This window comes from Streptomyces sp. NPDC046870, from assembly GCF_040704595.1.
Classification (GTDB): Bacteria; Actinomycetota; Actinomycetes; order Streptomycetales; family Streptomycetaceae; genus Streptomyces; species Streptomyces argyrophylli.
In genome coordinates this window covers 105,070-123,302 of record NZ_JBEYXM010000019.1, presented here as the reverse complement: position 1 = coordinate 123,302, position 18,233 = coordinate 105,070, and the positions used below count along the sequence as shown (strand labels likewise).

15 protein-coding genes are annotated in these 18,233 nt (G+C 74.0%); 8 read left to right on the top strand and 7 right to left on the bottom strand.

Features of this window, described 5'->3' with window-relative positions; translation table 11 throughout:
* Positions 1 to 141 precede the first annotated feature (141 nt).
* On the bottom strand, positions 142 to 795 hold the full coding sequence (locus AB0946_RS30745; RefSeq protein ID WP_366763928.1) for a response regulator transcription factor: 654 nt from the start codon (positions 793 to 795) through the stop codon (positions 142 to 144).
* Positions 792 to 1,934: a sensor histidine kinase gene (locus AB0946_RS30740; RefSeq protein WP_366763967.1), complete on the bottom strand. Its 1,143-nt coding sequence runs from the start codon at positions 1,932 to 1,934 to the stop codon at positions 792 to 794. Before AB0946_RS30740 ends, AB0946_RS30745 begins: the two co-directional genes overlap by 4 nt.
* Positions 1,935 to 2,175: 241 nt before the next feature.
* Between AB0946_RS30740 and AB0946_RS30735 the strand changes: the two genes are divergently transcribed.
* Complete coding sequence (locus AB0946_RS30735) at positions 2,176 to 2,742, top strand: heme-binding protein (protein WP_366763927.1); 567 nt, start codon at positions 2,176 to 2,178, stop codon at positions 2,740 to 2,742.
* Positions 2,743 to 2,840: 98 nt separating this feature from the next.
* On the opposite strand, the gene katG is transcribed toward AB0946_RS30735, so the two are convergent.
* Complete coding sequence (gene katG / locus AB0946_RS30730; protein ID WP_366763926.1) at positions 2,841 to 5,066, bottom strand: catalase/peroxidase HPI; 2,226 nt, start codon at positions 5,064 to 5,066, stop codon at positions 2,841 to 2,843.
* A 33-nt stretch (positions 5,067 to 5,099) separates the two neighbouring features.
* Positions 5,100 to 5,537 (bottom strand): Fur family transcriptional regulator, encoded by a 438-nt coding sequence (locus AB0946_RS30725; RefSeq protein WP_366763925.1) that lies wholly within the window; start codon positions 5,535 to 5,537, stop codon positions 5,100 to 5,102.
* Between the two features lie 333 nt (positions 5,538 to 5,870).
* Between AB0946_RS30725 and AB0946_RS30720 the strand changes: the two genes are divergently transcribed.
* Positions 5,871 to 6,821, top strand: a complete 951-nt coding sequence (locus AB0946_RS30720) for a hypothetical protein (RefSeq protein WP_366763924.1) — start codon at positions 5,871 to 5,873, stop codon at positions 6,819 to 6,821.
* A gap of 222 nt (positions 6,822 to 7,043) precedes the next feature.
* Here the strand turns inward: AB0946_RS30720 and AB0946_RS30715 are convergent, their stop codons facing one another.
* On the bottom strand, positions 7,044 to 8,189 hold the full coding sequence (locus tag AB0946_RS30715) for a PP2C family protein-serine/threonine phosphatase (RefSeq protein WP_366763923.1): 1,146 nt from the start codon (positions 8,187 to 8,189) through the stop codon (positions 7,044 to 7,046).
* Positions 8,186 to 8,974: a TetR/AcrR family transcriptional regulator gene (locus AB0946_RS30710; RefSeq protein WP_366763922.1), complete on the bottom strand. Its 789-nt coding sequence runs from the start codon at positions 8,972 to 8,974 to the stop codon at positions 8,186 to 8,188. Before AB0946_RS30710 ends, AB0946_RS30715 begins: the two co-directional genes overlap by 4 nt.
* Positions 8,975 to 9,217: 243 nt before the next feature.
* On the opposite strand from AB0946_RS30710, the gene AB0946_RS30705 reads away from it, so the two are divergent.
* The 6 genes from AB0946_RS30705 (at position 9,218) to AB0946_RS30680 (ending at position 15,808) form a co-directional block, all read left to right on the top strand.
* Positions 9,218 to 10,387 carry an acyltransferase gene (locus AB0946_RS30705; protein WP_366763921.1) on the top strand — a complete coding sequence of 390 codons (1,170 nt, stop codon included), beginning with the start codon at positions 9,218 to 9,220 and terminating at the stop codon, positions 10,385 to 10,387.
* A 992-nt stretch (positions 10,388 to 11,379) separates the two neighbouring features.
* Positions 11,380 to 12,273, top strand: coding sequence for an STAS domain-containing protein (locus AB0946_RS30700; protein WP_366763920.1), 894 nt, complete (start codon positions 11,380 to 11,382; stop codon positions 12,271 to 12,273).
* Positions 12,270 to 12,650 carry an STAS domain-containing protein gene (locus AB0946_RS30695; RefSeq protein ID WP_366763919.1) on the top strand — a complete coding sequence of 127 codons (381 nt, stop codon included), beginning with the start codon at positions 12,270 to 12,272 and terminating at the stop codon, positions 12,648 to 12,650. Before AB0946_RS30700 ends, AB0946_RS30695 begins: the two co-directional genes overlap by 4 nt.
* A complete protein-coding gene (locus AB0946_RS30690; RefSeq protein ID WP_366763918.1) occupies positions 12,650 to 13,096 on the top strand; it encodes an ATP-binding protein in 447 nt (148 codons plus the stop codon). Before AB0946_RS30695 ends, AB0946_RS30690 begins: the two co-directional genes overlap by 1 nt.
* A complete protein-coding gene (locus AB0946_RS30685; protein ID WP_366763917.1) occupies positions 13,093 to 14,157 on the top strand; it encodes a SpoIIE family protein phosphatase in 1,065 nt (354 codons plus the stop codon). The genes AB0946_RS30690 and AB0946_RS30685 overlap by 4 nt, the downstream gene beginning before the upstream one ends.
* A complete protein-coding gene (locus AB0946_RS30680; protein ID WP_366763916.1) occupies positions 14,141 to 15,808 on the top strand; it encodes a PP2C family protein-serine/threonine phosphatase in 1,668 nt (555 codons plus the stop codon). The genes AB0946_RS30685 and AB0946_RS30680 overlap by 17 nt, the downstream gene beginning before the upstream one ends.
* A gap of 81 nt (positions 15,809 to 15,889) precedes the next feature.
* Here the strand turns inward: AB0946_RS30680 and AB0946_RS30675 are convergent, their stop codons facing one another.
* Positions 15,890 to 18,172 (bottom strand): catalase, encoded by a 2,283-nt coding sequence (locus tag AB0946_RS30675; RefSeq protein WP_366763915.1) that lies wholly within the window; start codon positions 18,170 to 18,172, stop codon positions 15,890 to 15,892.
* Positions 18,173 to 18,233: the final 61 nt, after the last annotated feature.

The following is an 18,233-nucleotide window of genomic DNA, read 5'->3' as shown; positions in this document are numbered from 1 at the left end:
CGACGCGGCCGGTCGGCGGGCGCGCAGCGGCGCCCGCTCCGGCATCGGTCTGCGCCGGACGGTGTCAGCGGGGACAGCGAAACAGCGTGAGGCCACTCATGTCCACGAGGGAACGGATCACCGGCGTTCTGTGCCCACCGGTCAGGGCAGCAGGCGTCGTTCCACCGCCACCGCCACCGCGCCCGCCCTCGTGTCCACGCCGAGCTTGTCGTAGACGCGCCGCAGATGGGTCTTCACCGTGGCCTCGCTGATGTGGAGCGCGCGGGCGATGGCGTGGTTGGACAGGCCCCGCGAGAGGTGGGTGAGGATGTCCCGTTCGCGGGGTGTGAGGGCGGGGCGCGGGTTGCGCAGGCGGGACATGACGCGGCCGGCGACCGGGGGCGAGAGGGCCGGGCGGCCCCGGGCGGCGGCGTGGATCGCCGTGAACAGGTCCTCGGCGCGCTCGGCCTTCAGCAGATAGCCGGTGGCGCCCGCGTCGACGGCCCGGGTCACGTCGGCGTCGGTGTCGTACGTGGTGAGGACCAGGACGTGCGGGGCGGACGGCTCGGCGCGCAGCCGGCGGGTGGTCTCGACGCCGTCGATGCCCTCGCCCAGTTGGAGGTCCATGAGGACGACGTCCGGCGCGGTCTTGCGCGCGAGGGCGAGCGCCTCCTCGCCGCTGCCGGCCTCGCCGACGACCTCGATGTCCGGGGCGCTGTGCAGCAGCGCCAGCAGTCCGGCGCGTACGACGGCGTGGTCGTCGCAGACGAGGATGCGCACCGGTACCGGTGCGGCCGTCCCGGGGGTGTGGGTCATCTCGGCTCCAGCGGGATCGCCGCGGACAGCGCGGTGCCCTCGCCGGGCGCCGACTCGATCGTGAGGGTGCCGCCCAGCTGGCGCAGGCGGGCGCGGATGGCGGGCAGGCCGTGGCCGCGGGCGCCGGCCGGGGCGGCTCCGGTGGGGGGCGGGGTGCGCGGGTCGAAGCCGCGGCCGTCGTCCGTGACGTCGAGGACGATCTGGTCGTCCAGGCAGGTCAGGGTGAGAGTCGCGGTGGTGGCCGCCGCGTGTTCGCGGACGTTGGCGAGGGCTCCCTGGGCGATGCGCAGCAGGGCAGACTCCACGGGGGCGGGCAGCGGAACGGACGGGCTGCCCTCGGTGTGGACGCGGACGGTGAGGCCCGGTGTCGTCTCCCGCTCGGCGACGGCGCGCAGGGCCTGGAGCAGGCCCCCGCCCCCGGCCAGGTCGGCCGGGGTCAGGTCGTGGACGAAGCGGCGGGCCTCGGCGAGGCTGCGCTCGGCGATGGCCGCCGCCGTGCGGACGTGGTCGTGGGCGGTGCCGGGCGCCGTCTCCCAGAGGCGGTCGGCCGCCTGGAGCAGCATGCGCTGGCTGGACAGGCCCTGGGCGAGGGTGTCGTGGATCTCCCGGGCGAGCCGTTCGCGTTCGGCGAGGGTGCCCTCGCGGCGCTCGGTGGCGGCGAGTTCGCGCCGGGTGCGGACCAGGTCGTCGATCAGCACCTCCTGGCGGGCCGCCTGGCGCTGCATGACGACGAAGACGGTGGTGGCCACGGCGGCCACCGCGGGCGGTGCGAGCAGCACATTCGGGTCGGGCCAGCCGGCGAGGCCGAGCTGGGTGGCCACCGCGAGCGCGGTGAGGAGCGCGACCAGCGGGATCGCGGCGCGCGGCGGGAGGGTGCGCAGGCCGGTGTAGAAGAGCGGGACCGCGCACCAGGCGAAGCTCGGGGCGAGGACGACGAGGAGCGCCCAGGCGGTGACGACCAGGCCGAGCCAGGTCAGGCGGCGCGGGGTCGGCCGGGTGCCGAGGGCGGGCCCGAGGACGTAGAGCGCGGCCAGCAGCGCGGACAGGGCGATCACCCAGGGGGTGTGCGGTCCGTCGGCGTGCCGGGCCAGGTAGCGGGCGACGGACGCGGACAGCAGCACGAAGAACGCCGTGTGCATGACGACGGTGAGGGCGCGGGTGTCGTCGCGCTCGGGCACGGCCACCGCGAGTACCTCCCTCTCCGCGCTGAACTGGGCAAACACCCTCCATTGTGCCCACGCCCGGGCCCTTCGGTGTCATCCGATCGGATGACCCCCAGGGCATCCGGTCCGGGGACGGAACCCGGCTCGCACCGGACGGAGGATCGGTTCCGGGAGCGACCCCGCTCCCGGCCTCGCCTCTACCGGAAGGTTCCTCCGCATGCCCAGCCGCACGAAGCCGTCCCTCCGTACCCGCGTCCTCGTCGGCGGCGCAGCCCTGGCCGTCGTCGGTGTCGGTGTCACCGGCACGGTGGCCGCCGGCGCCGCCGGCTCCACGGACACCACGCCCGCCGCCGCACCCGTCGCGGCCCGGAACGGCGAGCTGACCCGGAGCACGCACCTCACCCTGGACGCCGCGACGAAGGCGGCGCGCGCCGCGGTCGAGGCGGCCGGGAAGGACGGCCGGCACGTGTCCGTGGCCGTCGTCGACCGCGACGGCAACACGCTGGTCACCCTGCGCGGGGACGGGGCCGGCCCGCAGTCGTACGTGTCCGCGGAGCGCAAGGCGTTCACCGCGGTGTCCTGGAACGCGCCGACCTCGGAGCTGGCCGGGCGGCTGGCCCAGGCGCCGACCCTGAAGGACATCCCGGGCACGCTGTTCCTCGCGGGCGGTACGCCCGTGACCGCCGAGGGCGCCCCGGTCGCGGGCATCGGCGTCGCGGGCGCCCCGTCGGGCGACCTGGACGAACGGTACGCGCGGGCGGGCGCGGCGGTGCTGGGCCGCTGACGCGCCCGGTCCCGCCGGAACGCGGGACGTCCGGGTCCGCCCAGCGAGGCGGACCCGGACGTCCTGTTCCACGGGTCGGGCGTACGGGGACCGGTCGGTCAGACGAGGTCGAAGCGGTCCGCGTCCATGACCTTGGTCCAGGCGGCGACGAAGTCCTTGACGAACTTCTCCTTCGCGTCGTCGCTGGCGTAGACCTCGGCGAGCGCGCGCAGCTCGGAGTTGGAGCCGAAGACGAGGTCGGCGCGGCTGCCGGCCCACTTCACCTCGCCGGTGGCGGCGTCGCGGCCCTCGAACGTGGTCTGGTCCTCGGAGGTGGCCTTCCACGTCGTGCCCATGTCGAGCAGGTTGACGAAGAAGTCGTTGGTGAGGACGCCGGGCGTCGTGGTGAGGACGCCGAGCTGCGACTGCTGGTGGTTGGCGCCGAGCACGCGCAGGCCGCCGACCAGCACGGTCATCTCCGGGGCGCTCAGGTCCAGCAGGTTCGCCTTGTCGAGGAGCAGGTACTCGGCCGGCAGGCGGTTGCCCTTGCCGAGGTAGTTGCGGAAGCCGTCCGCGGTCGGCTCCAGCGCCTCGAAGGACTCGACGTCCGTGTGCTCCTCGGTGGCGTCGACACGGCCCGGCGTGAAGGGCACCCGGATCTCGTGGCCGGCCTCCTTGGCGGCCTTCTCCACGGCGGCGGCGCCGCCGAGGACGATGAGGTCGGCGAGGGAGACCTTCTTGGCGCCGGAGGAGGCGTTGAACTCCTGCTGGACGTTCTCCAGGGTGCGCAGCACCTGGGCCAGCTGGTCGGGGTCGTTGACCTCCCAGCCGCGCTGCGGGGCGAGGCGGATACGGGCGCCGTTGGCGCCGCCGCGCTTGTCGCTGGCGCGGAACGTCGAGGCGGACGCCCACGCGGTGGTGACCAGCTGGGACACGGACAGGCCGGATTCGAGCAGCTTGGTCTTCAGGGTGGCGATGTCCGCGTCGTCGATCAGCTCGCCCTCGCGCTCCGGCAGCGGGTCCTGCCACAGCAGCGTCTCCTGCGGGACCTCCGGGCCGAGGTACAGCGACTTGGGGCCCATGTCGCGGTGGGTGAGCTTGAACCAGGCGCGGGCGAAGGCGTCCGCGAACTCCTCCGGGTTCTCGTAGAACCGGCGGGAGATCGGCTCGTAGATCGGGTCGAAGCGCAGCGCCAGGTCGGTGGTCAGCATCCGCGGGCGGTGCTTCTTCGACGGGTCGTGCGCGTCCGGGATGATCTCGGGGGCGTTCTTGGCCACCCACTGGTTGGCGCCGGCCGGGCTCTGCTCCAGCTCGTACTCGAACTCGAACAGGTTCTTGAAGAACCCGTTGCTCCACTGGGTCGGGGTGCTGGTCCAGGTGACCTCCAGGCCGGAGGTGATGGCGTCCCCTCCCTTGCCGGTGCCGTAGGTGCTCTTCCAGCCCAGGCCCTGGTCCTCGAGCGAGGCGGCCTCGGGGTCGGGGCCGACGTTGTCGGCGGGGCCGGCGCCGTGGGTCTTGCCGAAGGTGTGGCCGCCGGCGATCAGGGCGACGGTCTCCTCGTCGTTCATCGCCATGCGGCGGAACGTCTCACGGATGTCGCGGGCGGCGGCGATCGGGTCCGGGTTGCCGTTCGGGCCCTCGGGGTTGACGTAGATCAGGCCCATCTGCACGGCGGCGAGCGGGTTCTCCAGCTCGCGGTCGCCGGTGTAGCGCCTGTCGTCCAGCCAGGTGGTCTCGGGACCCCAGTAGACGTCCTCCTCCGCCTCCCACACGTCCGCCCGGCCGCCGCCGAAGCCGAAGGTCTTGAAGCCCATGGTCTCCAGGGCGACGTTGCCGGTGAGGATCAGCAGGTCGGCCCAGGAGATGCTCTGGCCGTACTTCTTCTTGACCGGCCACAGCAGACGGCGGGCCTTGTCGAGGTTGCCGTTGTCCGGCCAGCTGTTGAGCGGGGCGAAGCGCTGCTGGCCGGCGCCGGCGCCACCGCGGCCGTCACTGATGCGGTAGGTGCCCGCGCTGTGCCAGGCCATACGGATCATCAGCGGGCCGTAGTTGCCGAAGTCGGCGGGCCACCAGTCCTGCGACGTCGTGAGCACCTCGGCGATGTCCCGTTTCACGGCCGCGAGGTCGAGCGACTTGAAGGCCTCGGCGTAGTCGAAGTCCTCGTCGAGCGGGTTGGCCACCGCCGGGTTCTTCGCCAGGATCTTCAGGTTGAGCCGCTCCGGCCACCACTGGCGGTTGCCACCACCCTGGGCCGGGTACAGGGCCCGGTCGTGCGCGACGGGGCAACCGCCGCTCCCCTCCTCCGACTTCGCGTCTGTGACGATCGCGTCGTGGTTCTCAGTCATGGCAATCCTTCCGAACTGTGCGGAACTCGGTGCTCAGGTACGGCGGCCGGTGGAACAGCCGGGGCACAGGCCCCAGTACACGACCTCGGCCTCGTCGATCGCGAAGCCGTGGTCGTCTGCGGCGGTCAGGCAGGGCGCGTCGCCGACGGCGCAGTCGACGTCGGCGACGGCGCCGCAGGACCGGCACACGATGTGGTGGTGGTTGTCGCCCACGCGCCCCTCGTACCGGGCCGGGTGGCCGGCCGGCTCGATACGGCGTACCAGACCCGCCGCGGTCAGCGCGTGAAGGGCCTCGTAGACGGCTTGCAGGGAGATGTGGCCTACGCGATCGCGGACCCCGGTGGCGATCGCCTCGACACCGAGGTGGTCGCCGTCCCGGACGGTCTGAAGCAACGCGACGCGGGCTGCCGTCACGCGCAGGCCGGCACCGCGGAGCTCCTCGGCGGTGGTCGGGAGCGGGGAGGCGGTCATGCCGCCGAACCTATCCTCATAAACACGAGGGATTCAAGAAAACGAACGGTGCAATTTTGGCCGAGTGCCGTCGCCCCGCGTCCACTCCCCCGTCCCGTGCCATCCACCGCACATTCGCACACGCATACGCCCATTTCGGCCGACCGGAGGCCGGTCCCGGGCATTCCCGCATCATCGTGCCCCGGCTGGGCACGATCCGCGCGGCGAGCCGGACGGTCCTCCGAACGGGTGACTGGGTGCGCGCCCCCGGCGGATGGGCCCGCGCGGCACATGAAGCCGCCCGGGCGAGAAACCCGGAGCCCGTCATCGAGCCGGCCGTCGGGAGGGACGCTCATGGACCTGGACGCCGTCGCCGACGAGCTGTACGGGCTGCGGCCGGAGGAGTTCGTGGCCGCCCGCGACCGCCGCGCCCGGGACGCCCGCAAGGCCGGTGACCAGGCCCTCGCCAAGGAGATCGGCGCCTTGCGGCGGCCGAGCCTGGCCGCCTGGGTCAGCAATCTGCTGGTGCGCCGGAAGCCGGAGGAGGTCCAGCCGCTGCTCGGCCTCGGCGAGGAACTGCGCCGCGCGCACCGCGAGCTGAACGGGGCAGAGCTGCGGAGACTGGCCCGTCGGCAGAACGAGGTGATCGGCGCGCTGGGACGGCAGGCCCGGCAGCTGGCCGCGCGGGCGGGGCATCCGGTGGGCGAGGGTGTCCAGCGCGAGGTCGAGGAGACCCTGCACGCCGCGCTCGCCGACCCGGAGGCCGCGCGGGAGTGGGCGGTGGGGCGGCTGGTGAAGCCGCTCAGCTCGACGATCGGGTTCCCGGCGGCGGACGAGGCCCTGCTCGGCGGCCGGCCCGCGCCCGAGCCGAGGAAGCCCGCCCGGGGCAAGGGCCGCGAGGACGGCAGGGGCCGGCAGGGGGGCGGGGCCCGCGAGACCAAGGTCCGGGAGGGGGGCAAGGCCCGGTTGGACGAGGGCCGGGAGGCCGAGGAGCAACGCCTACGTGTCGCCGAGGTCCGCGACGCCGAGCGGGAGCTGCGCGCGCACGAGCAGGAGGCCGACGCCGCCGCGCGGGCGGCGGAGGAGGCCGGCGCGCGGCTGGCCGGCGCACAGGAGCGGGTCCGTGAGCTGCGGGACCGGCTCCGGGACGCCGAGGCGGAGCAGCAGCGGGCGCGGGCCGCGGAGCGGGACGCGCGGGACCGTGTGCGGCGGACCGGCCGCGCGCTCCGGGAGGCCAGGCGCCGCGCCGAACAGGCCGCCGCGCGGCTGGAGCGGACGGCCACGGGTGCAGGTTCCCTCGGCTGACGGCCTGCGCGGCTCCGGTTCCCTCCCCCCGGCCCGTGGCGACGAGCGAGAACGTGGTCACCGCGGTCACCGACGGTGTGGTGGGCCGCCACCGGGGACGCCGGAGCGGCGGAGGCCGACGCCGCGGCGACCGCCCGGCGCGAGGGCGGGACCCGAACCTCACCCACCGTGGGCAGACGCTCGTGGAGGTCCGGCCGGGGCCGGGCCGCCCGGCCCCGGCCGTCAGCCGGCGGCGGACGCCCCGTCGCGTCGGACGACCATCATGGCCATGTCGTCCTGGACCAGTCCGCCCGCGTGGTCGCGCAGGTCGGCGACGATCTCCCGCAGCAGGGGGCCGGGCTCCAGGTGGGACCACTTGGCGAGGCGTTCGGCGAGTGGGTAGAACGTGCCGTCGCTGTCGCGGGTCTCGGTGACGCCGTCGGTGTAGAGCAGGATCCTGTCCCCGTCGTGGAAGGGGAACGTCGCCGCGGTGTACGTGTTGTCGGACAGGGCGCCCAGGCCCAGCGGCGGGGCCGGGTCTGTGACGTGGAGCGCGGTGGCGGTCCCGGACGACCGGCCCAGCAGGAGGGGCGGCGGATGCCCGCAGCTGATCATGTGCACCACCGGCTGGTCGTCCGGGATGTCCAGCACGGCGGCGGTGACGAAGCGTTCCCCGGCGTACGGATCGGCTTCCGAGAACTCGTTGAGGCCCCAGTGGACGGCGTCCTCCACGTAGGCGACGAGTTCCGGCAGCGCGATGGGACGGTGCGCGGCGGCGCGGAAGGCGCCCAGCACGATGGCGGTGTCGCTGATGGAGGCGAGGCCCTTGCCGCGGACGTCCCCGATGACCAGGCGGGTGGAGCGGCCGGACCGGGCCGCGGCGTAGAGGTCGCCGCCGATGTAGGTGTCGGCCTCGGCGCTGTGGTACTCGCTGGCGAGGGCCAGCGGTCCGGCGCGTGTGGGCAGCGGACGCAGCACGACGCGTTGCGCGGTGTCCGAGACGGCACGCGCTCTGAGCAGTTCCAGTCCGCGCCGGTCCCGCAGGTGGGTGAAGACGACCAGCAGCACGCAGAGCGCCGTGAGCGTGCACAGTTCGACCAGCACGCTCTCGGTGAACAGGGTGCCGCGCTCGGTCCCGGCGGTGATCAGCGCGAGGACGGCGAGTGCGCCGACCAGCGACGTGGCTCTCGGGCCATAGGCCATGGCGGTGAACGCGGTCGCGACGGCCAGGAGGTGGGCGAGATGGATGTCCGGCGGCAGGAACGCGTCGGCCGTCGGGATGGCGATGACCACCAGCAGCGGGGCGGCCAGCCAGAACGGACGGGGTGATCCCCGTTCCCGGCGCGGCAGGACCCCGGTCGTGTGTGTCTTCGTCGTCGCAGCCGTCACGTCGTGCTCCGGTCCATGGTGCGGGATCCGTCGGTGCGGGTTTCGCCGGTGCGGGATTCGGTGCGGGTTCCGTCGTCGGCAGGTGTGGCGCGGTCGTCCTCGATCAGCCGGGTGAGCCATTCGGCCAGCAGGGCGCGTTCCGCCGGGGAGAGCGGGCACGGAGAATCGCAGCGCAGCAGCGCCGCCAGCGTGGTGGCGGCCCGCCGCCTGGTCACCGGCGGGGACGTGTCGCCCGTGGACGTCTCCGAGATGAGGACACCGGCCAGCACGACGTCCCTGACCCGCGCCGACAGCTCGGTGCCGGGCCGCATCCCGGGCCGGGTCAGCAGGGTGAGCGCGACACCGGTGTTCGCGGAGATCACGATGTCGGCCGCCCGGTCGGGCTCGACCGCGAGGCGCCCCGCCTGTGCCACGCGCTCCAGTGTGGCGCGCAGCAGCGCGTGCATCTCGTCGATCGCCTTCGGTACGCAGGCCGGCCCCGGGGCGGCCATCAGGCGGTACAGATTGGGGTGCTCCAGGGCGAACTGGGTGTGCTGGTCCCAGCCGCGCCGTAGGTCCGCGACCGGATCGGCGGTCGGCTCGGCGGCCCGCTTGGCGGCCAGGTACCGCGCGAACCCGCGATCCACGACCGCGGCCAGGAGCGTGTCCTTGTCGCCGAAGAGGCGGTAGATGACAGGCTGCCGCACACCCGCCCTCTCGGCGACGCCGCGGGTGGCCACGTCCCCGGTCGGGGACGCCTCCAGCAGTTCGGTCGCCGCCTCCAGGATCAGCGATCTATTGCTCACGTTATCAACGATACCAGGGGTCGTTGAATTCGGAACATACTTCTCCTTTTCGGGATTTGGCCATGATGTGACGGATGACGTGTCTCACCCGTGCGGGCGCGCGCGGTCCCGCCGTCCGTGGCACGGACGGCGGTCCGTGGTTCGGCAGCCGTGTGATGTTTCCCGTGTGACGTGAGGGACCGGGAGCCGGCGGGCAACGTTCCCCTTCATGCCCCACGCGAATCCCCTGCTGCAGGTGATGTGATGACCACGGCGACGACCCCGGCACTCCGGACGCCGCCCGGCCGGACGGCGACCGCCGGGTCAGCCCCGCCTTCCCTGCCGTCCCTCACCGGGCTGCGCTGGATGGCGGCGCTGCTGGTGTTCGGACTGCACGTGCACAACTTCGGCTGGTTCGGCGGCACCGGTGGCCGCCTCGTCTCCTGGGCCTTCGGGGCCGGCGCCACCGGAGTGTCGTTCTTCTTCGTCCTGTCCGGATTCGTCCTGACCTGGTCGGCGCGGCCCCGCGACCGGGCGCTCGCCTTCTGGCGGCGGCGCGTCGCCCGGATCTACCCGGTGCACCTGGCCACCCTCGCCGTCGCCCTCGTCATGGCGTACACGCTGTCGCACCAGGCGCGGCCGACGGCGAAGCAGGCACTGGCGAACGCGCTGCTGCTGCACTCCTGGTGGCGGCCGTGGTGGCAGACGCTGAACCCGGTGAGCTGGTCGCTGGCCTGCGAGGCGTTCTTCTACGCCGCCTTCCCGCTGCTCTTCCTGCTGCTGCGCCGGCTCGGGGCGCGCTCCTCGGCCGCGCTGGGCGGGCTGTCGGGGGTGGCGGTCGTGATGCTGGCCTGGACCGACGCCCACCACTGGTGGACCTACTCGGTCTACTCGTTCCCCGCCGCCCGGCTGCCCGAGTTCGTGCTCGGCGCGGTCACCGCGCGACTGGTGCTGCTCGGCCGCTGGCGCGGACCGGGTCTGGAGGCCTCGCTCGCCCTGGCCGTCATCGGCTACTTCATGGTCCCGCAGGTCACGCCCGGCTACTCCGCCACGGTGTGCACCGTCACCGGGTTCACCCTGCTCATCCCGGCGGCGGCCGTCGCCGACCTGCGGGGGCTGCCCTCCCTGTGGCGGCGCCGGCGGATGGTACGGCTCGGGGAGCTGTCGTTCGCCTTCTACATGGTTCACCTGCTGGTCCTGCGCGCCGCGACGGAGGTGCTGGGCAAGAAGCCGCACTTCGGCGCCCTGATGGGAGGGGCGGTCACCGCGACCGCGTTCACCGTGTCGCTCGCCCTGTCCTGGGCCCTGTACGAGGGGGTGGAGCGCCCGGCACGGCGCCTGCTGCTGCGCCGTCGCCGTCCGTCTCCGCGGCCGGACCCGGCACCGGTCCGCCGGGAGGCCCCGGCGGACGAGGCCGGTCGCACGCACGGGTGACGTCCGCAACAGCGAGGAGAGTCCCGCGCGATTCGGGGTAGGCGGCTCCCCGACACCGGCCCGGCGGCACACCGGCGGGCCGGCACCACGTGATCGCACCGAAGGAGCCGCATCGACGTGCGCGGGAAGCAGACCGGGACGAGCCGACGGCCGACGACGGCCGGGCCATGCCCCGCCCCCGCCGCCCGCCCGGCGCACGTCACACCACGTCCCGGTACGAGGGGCCACGGCCCGGCTCGCGCTGCGGACCACGGCACGGGGGTCTCCGGCTTCGCGCGCCTTCCAGGCAGCGGCGCGAGAGCCGGCGCCCCGGCCGGTGGACGGCACCACGACAGGGCGGCCGTCCACGGCCGAACACGCACACGGCACCGGGACACGACGGGTCACCGCCCGCTCCCGGCCCCGCGCCACGGCACGGGGTCCCGCGGCCCGGCTTGTGCTCCGGACCACAGTGCGGCAGCCCACGCCCCGACCCGGGGGCGGCAGCACGACAGGGCGGCCGTCCATGCCCGAGCCCGGGCAGGGCACCACGACACAGCGGCCGATGCCCCAGCCCGCACAGGGCCGGGTGCCCCGGCCCGTACGCCACGCCCCGGCCCGGTGGGTCCGGCCCGCACACGGCACCACGACACGACGGCGCATGGCCAGGGCGAGGAGCCGTGCCGCGGGACGGCGGCGTACGGCCGTGCCGTCCGTCCGGCGTGCCCGTCCCCCGGTCGCGCCGGCCCTCCCGCCCTGGACCGTGGCCGGTCCCCCCGCCGTGCTCCCGGCCCACGCCCGGGCCGTCCGGCCGTCCCGGCCCACCCGGCCGCGACCCCGGTCCACCTGTCTGCCCGGTCCGCGCGGTGTTCCCGGTCAAACGACCCTGACCTGGGGAAAGTTGTCGGGGCCGGGTTTGGCCCGCTCGGACGGCGGGGGCTACGGTGGGCGGTCGGCAATGATCGGTACGGGGAGCCGGCCGACCGGCGGACCTGGCTGTGCGAGAGGAGAGGATGAGAGTGCCCGAGCAGGACGCGGCCGCATCGGCCCCGCAGGTGGTGAGTGCCTTCCTGGAACGGCGCAAGGAGCAGATCGCCCAGCGCTGGGCCGACGCCCCTCTGTTCCGCTCGGTCTTCACCGTCTCCCGCGACGAGGCGGTCGAGGCGTGCAAGGCCGTCGTGGACGCGCTGTCCGACGTGGCGGTCAGCGGACGGCTGGAGGACATCACGTCGCCCGGTTTCACGCCGGTGCGTGACCAGCTGGGGCGGATGACCCAGACCCGGACCCGCACCGGATCCACCCCGGCCCAGATCGCCGACGAGGTGGCCGGCCTGCGCGTCCCCGTGGTCGACCTGCTGCGCGAGGAGTTCACCGACCCCGCCACCGCGCAGGCCCAGGAGTGCGTGGTGGCGCTGACGCTGCTGCTCGGCACGCTGCGCCTGGTGGTGATGGAGACGGCCCTGGACGCGAACGCCGAGCTGATCGAGCGGCAGCGCCAGCAGCTGCTCGAAGTGGCCACCCCCGTCATCAAGTTGTGGGAGGGCACGGTCGCCGTACCCCTGATCGGGACACTGGACAGCGCGCGCAGCCAGGTCGTGATGGAGTCGCTGCTGGAGGCCATCGTCGACCAGCGCGCCCGGTACGCCATCCTGGACATCACCGGCGTGCCGACGGTCGACTCGCTCGTGGCGCAGCACCTGATGAAGACGGTGGCCGCGGCGCGCCTGATGGGCGCGGAGTGCATCGTCTCCGGCATCCGCCCGGCCATCGCGCAGACCATCGTGCAGCTCGGCATCGACCTGGGCTCGGTGCTCACCCGGGCCTCGCTGTCCGACGCGCTGGCCTACGCACTGGGCAAGCAGGGCATCGAGGTGTCCCGCGCGGACGCGGGTGCGAGCGCCCGGTGAACCAGCCCGTCCCCGCCCAGCCGTCCCAGGTCCCGGTGCTCGCCCTGGGCGACGTGCTGCTGGTCTCGTTGCAGGGCGAGCTGCACGACGGCATGGCCGAACAGCTGCAGCACGACATCACCAACCGCATCGCCACCAGCCGGGTGACCGGTGTGGTCCTCGACATCTCCGGTGTGGACATGGTCGACTCGTTCCTCGGCCGGGTCCTCGCGGAGATCGCCTCCACGGCCGCCCTCCTGGCGGCCCGCACGGTCCTGGCCGGGATGCGGCCCGCCGTGGCGATCACGCTGGTCGAGCTGGGTCTCACCCTGCCCGGCCTGGTCACCGCCCTGGACGTCGACCGTGCCCTGGAACTGCTCTCACAGAGGGGGAGCTGATGCAGTCGTCCGGCCAGGCTTCCGCGACGAGCCTGCCCATCGGCTCGGACGCGGATCTGGCCTGGGTCCGGCAGCAGGTGCGGCAGTGCGCGGCGCAGCTCGGCTTCGGTCTGGTGCAGCAGACCAAGCTGGTCACGGCGGCGAGCGAGCTGGCCCGCAACACGCTGGTGCACGGCGGCGGCGGGCGGGCGGAGATCACGCCGCTGGACAACGGCCGCAGCCGAGGTCTGCGCATGAGTTTCATCGACGACGGTCCGGGCATCCGCGACATGGAACTGGCCATGACCGACGGGTACACCACCGGCGGCGGCCTCGGACTCGGGCTGAGCGGAGCGAAGCGGCTGGTGCACGAGTTCAGTGTGGTCACCGAGCCCGGGCGGGGCACGACCGTCACCGCCGTCGCCTGGGTGGCCCAGGTGCCCGCGTCGCGTCCGGGGGTGGGATGAGCCGGGTGTGGGAGATCCCGGTCCACGACTCCACGCGCGTCCGGGACGCCCGGATAGCGGCCCGTGAGGCGTGCGGACAGGCGGGCCTCGCCGCCGCGCGCACGGCGGCCGCGGAGCTGGTCGCCACCGAGCTGGCCACCAACCTGCTCAAACACGCCGGCGGCGGCCGCATGGTGGTCAACCTGGTGGCGGCGCCCGCCGGCGGCGGGGAGACCGGGTCGGTGCAGCTGTTCTCGCTCGACCACGGTCCGGGCATCGCCGACGTCGGCGCCGCGCGACGGGACGGCTGGTCCACCGCCGCCGGCTCGCTCGGCGCGGGCCTCGGCAGCTGTCAGCGCAGCGCCAACGCCTTCCACCTGTACAGCCTGCCGGGCCGGGGAACGGTCGCGGCGGCGCGGATCGATCCCGAGCCGATCAGGCGCGGGGCACCGGCGGCACCGGTGCCGGCGGGCGGGATCACCACCGCCCTCGCGCAGGCCGAACAGTGCGGTGACGCATGGAGCTGGGTGCGTTCCGGGAGCCTGGTGACGCTGCTGCTCGCGGACGGTCTGGGGCACGGTCCGAAGGCCGCGCACGCCTCCACCGCGGCCGTGGCGGAGCTGCACCGCGCCGCCCAGCTGCCGCCGGCCGACATCCTGCGCCGGCTGCACACCGTGCTGCGGCCGACCCGGGGCGCGGCGGTCTCGGTGGCCCAGGTGGACACGGACCGGGCGGAACTCAGCTTCGCGGGCGTCGGCAACGTCGGCGCCCGGGTGCGCACGGGGGATTCCTGGACGTCCCTCGTCTCCCATCCGGGGATCGTCGGCGCGTACTTCCCGGCGCAGGTCCCCGTGCGCCGGGTGCCCTGGCACGGGGACAGCCTGCTCGTCCTGCACAGTGACGGGCTGCCCAGCCGGTGGCAGCCGCCGCAGGACCCCCATCTGCTCGCCCAGGACCCGTCGGTGGTGGCCGCGGCCATCCTGCGCGACGCGGGCAGCCCGGCCCGCCCCGCACGCGACGACACCAGTGTGGCCGTACTGGCCCCCGACCGCCGGACCAGCGCCCATGACAGCCGCCTCTGACACCTGGACCATCGCCCGCGCCGCCGACGCGGCCCGCGCCCGTGCCCTGCTGGCGCGGCTCACCGCGGACGCCGGGGTGCCCGCGCTCGACCGCGCCCGCTTCCTGAGCGCGCTCGGCGCCCGGCTGCGCCGCGCCGTCGACGCCGGGGGCGCGGACCTGGCCGTGAGCGCCGAGGCGGGCGGGGAGCTGCGGGTCGCCCTGGACGGGCCGGAGCCGTGGCGGCACACGCTCGTCTGCCCCGCCCCCGTGACCGGCCCGCTGCCCGGCCTGGACGACGCCCCGCTCGCCGAGGCCGTGCTGGACGCCGACGAGGACACCGCCGCCCTGCTGGCGCACCTGGCGGAGACGGAGGAGCTGCTGCGGTTCCACCGGGAGGAGCTGCACCAGACCAACCAGGGCGTGCTGGCGCTGCACGCCGAGCTGGAGGCGGCGGCGCTGGCGCAGCGCGAACTCCTGGACGCGGAGCGGACGGCGCGCGCGGAGGCGGAGAAGGCCCGTCGTCTGCTGACCTTCCTGGCCAACGCGAGCGCCGTGCTGAACGCCTCCCTCGATCACGAGGACATCCTGCGCCGGCTGCCCGAACTGCTGGTCCCGGAGTACGCGCGGCACGTCGACGTCTGGTTCGTGGACGACGAGAGCGTCCCGCCGGCCGAGCGGGCCGCCGCCACGGTGACGGCGGCGCGCACCGGCCGCCCGCAGCACGCGGGCCCCCACCCCGGTGACCTCCCCGGCGTGGACGACCTGCCGGCGTCCGCGCTCTCCCCGCGGCGGCCGCTGCTGTGCCTGCCGCTCGGCGCGCGCACCGTGCAGGGGGTGCTGACACTGTCGGCGCCCGGTGAGCGCTTCGACCCGGACACCACGGTGATGCTGCTGGAACTGGCCCGGCGGGCGGGTATCGCCCTGGACAACGCCCGCCAGTACGAACAGCACCGGGACGTGGCGGAGGCCCTGCAACGGGCGCAGCTGACCGAGCTGCCCACCACGCCGGGTCTGGAGCTGGCCGCGCGCTACCTTCCGGCGACGCACGGTCTGAACATCGGCGGCGACTGGTACGACGCCTTCCCGCAGCCGGACGGCAGTGTGCTGGCGGTGATAGGGGACGTCACGGGGCACGGGCTGCGCGCGGCGGTGATCATGGGCCAGCTGCGGACCGCGCTGCGCGCCTACGCCGTCGAGGGCAACGGCCCGGCGCGCATCCTCACCCTGCTGCACCGGATGCTCCGCCATCAGCAGCCGGAGTTGTACGCGACCTGCGTCATCGCCCGGTTCACGCCCGGGGAGCCCGGGGTGGTCTGGGCGGCGGCCGGGCATCCGCCGGCCATCGCGCGCGGCCCGGACGGCGAGGTGCGGGTGCTGGAGGGCAGACCGGGGATCATGCTGGGCATTCCGATGGCGTTCTCGTACGAGGAGCACACCCTGGAGCTTCCGGTGGGCTCGACGCTCGCGCTGTACACGGACGGTCTGGTGGAGCGGCGGTCGGCCGGGATCGACGCGGGCATCGAGCGCCTCGCCGAGGCCATGAGGGCGCTCGGCCGGTCGGACCTGGCGGATCTGGACGGCGCGGCCGACGCGCTGCTGAAGCCGATGCTGCACGACTCCGAACACGACGACGACATCTGCCTGCTGCTGTGCCGCACCACGCTGGAGTGAGGAGCCGCGTGCGCCGGCTTCCCCTGGCGGGGGAGCCGGCGCGGGGGCGTGGCGCGTACGGCGGACAGGTGACCGAGGCCGTCAGGCGGCGGACGGGAAGCGTTCCCAGACCCGGTGGGCGCCGAGCAGCTGGGTGAGCTGCTGGAGCGCGGCGGTGGCGGTGTCGTCGGCGACGACACCGGGTGCCTCCAGCGGGATGCCGGCCGCTTCCAGGGCGCTCTGCCCGCCCTTGGCGGCGCCGATGGCCTTGCCGTGCCGGAAGGCCTCCGCCAGCAGCAGCCCCACGCGCGGGTCGGGGGTGCCCGGCCGGCCGTTGGGGTGACCTGCCTTGGCGTCGCGGGCGCCGTAGGCGTCGGCGCCCACGCCGGGGGTTCCGGCCACCAGCAGGGCGTCGAACTCCACGGAACGCGCGGTGGCGTAGGTCCGCTGCACGGTCAGGGCGTCCTCGCCGTCGCCGAGGGTGCCGCCGGCCGGTGCGACGATCAGCGGGACCATGCCGCTGTCGAGCACCTGCTGGCGTACGGCCCGTACGCCGTCCAGGTCGCCGTCGGGGCCGGTGACGATGCCGATGATCCGGCCGTCGGTGGGCCAGGTGTGCCCGACCTGGGAGAGGGCGGGGCTGGGCTCGACGTCGGCGAGCGGCACCGTCGGCGCGGGGGCGGGCAGGCCGAGGCCGGCGGCGACGCCCTCGCACAGCTCCGGGTCGATGTTGGCCAGGACCTGAAGGGCCCTTTCCCGGATGGCCTGTTCGTAGCACTTGCCGAGTTCGAAGGTGTAGGCGCCGATGATGTGCTCGCGCTCCACCGGGCTCATGCTCAGCCAGAACCTGCGGGGCTGGCTGAAGTGGTCCTGGAACGACTCGGGCGCCTCGCGGACCTTGGTCGCCTCGGGGACGCGGACGGGGGTCTCGACGTAGGCGCCTTCGAGGTCCGTGCCGGGGGTGAAGGGGCAGCCGCCGTCGAGGGAGTTGGGGCGGTAGGGGGCCACGCCCCGGTGGACGGCCGTCTGGTGGAAGCCGTCGCGCAGCATGTCGTTGACGGGCGAGTGCGGCCGGTTGATCGGGATCTGCGGGAAGTTGGGGCCGCCGAGCCGGGTGATCTGGGTGTCCAGGTAGGAGAAGAGCCGGCCGGCGAGCAGCGGGTCGTCGGTGATGTCGATGCCGGGGACGAGGTGGCCGACGTGGAAGGCGACCTGCTCGGTCTCGGCGAAGAAGTTCGACGGGTTGCGGTTGAGGGTGAGCCGCCCGATCGGCTGTACGGGGGCCAGTTCCTCGGGGACGATGTTCGTCGGGTCCAGCAGGTCGATGCCCTCGAAGGTCTGGTCGGGGGTGTCGGGGAAGGTCTGGATCCCGAACTCCCACTCGGGGTAGGCGCCCGCCTCGATGGCGTCGTAGAGGTCGCGGCGGTGGAAGTCGGGGTCGACGCCGTTGATGATCTGGGCCTCCTCCCACACCAGGGAGTGCACGCCCAGCTTCGGCTTCCAGTGGAACTTCACCAGGGTCGTCTCCCCGGCGGCGTTGACCAGGCGGAAGGTGTGGACGCCGAAGCCCTCCATCGTGCGGTACGAGCGCGGGATGCCCCGGTCGGACATGTTCCACAGCGTGTGGTGGGTGGCCTCGGTGTGAAGGGTGACGAAGTCCCAGAAGGTGTCGTGGGCGCTCTGCGCCTGCGGGATCTCCCGGTCCGGGTGCGGCTTGCCGGCGTGGATGACGTCCGGGAACTTGATGGCGTCCTGGATGAAGAACACCGGGATGTTGTTGCCGACGAGGTCGAAGACGCCCTCGCTGGTGTAGAACTTCGTCGCGAAGCCCCGGGTGTCGCGGACGGTGTCGGAGGAGCCGCGGGAGCCGAGCACGGTGGAGAAGCGGACGAACACCGGTGTCTCGACGTCCTCGGCGAGGAAGGCCGCCTTGGTCACGTTGGCGGCGGTGCCGTAGCTGCGGAAGACGCCGTGCACTCCGGCGCCGCGGGCGTGGACCACGCGCTCCGGGATGCGCTCGTGGTCGAAGTGCATGACCTTCTCGCGCAGGTGGTGGTCCTGGAGGAGCACCGGTCCGCGGGGGCCCGCCTTGAGGGAGTGGTCCGTGTCGTAGAGCCGGGTGCCCTGGGCGTCGGTCAGGTAGCTGCCGCTCTGCGCCATCCGCGCCTGGTCGGCGCCGGTCGGCTGCCCGGTCGGCGAGACGGTGGCCGGGCCGCTCTGGTCGGGCTTGGGCGGGTACGGCTCATGGGGGTCGGTGGGCTCCGCGACCGGCGGCGACTTGGGTGCCGGCTTGCCGGGGATGCCGTCGTCGGGGCCCGCCGGCCCGCCCTGCAGGGCGTCCGCCACCTTGTCCGCCGCTCGCTTCAGGGGATTGGTCTCGCTCATCAGTTCTGATTCCTTCGCTGGTCACGGGGGCGGGTCCGGCAGGGGCTGGGTACGTGTCCGA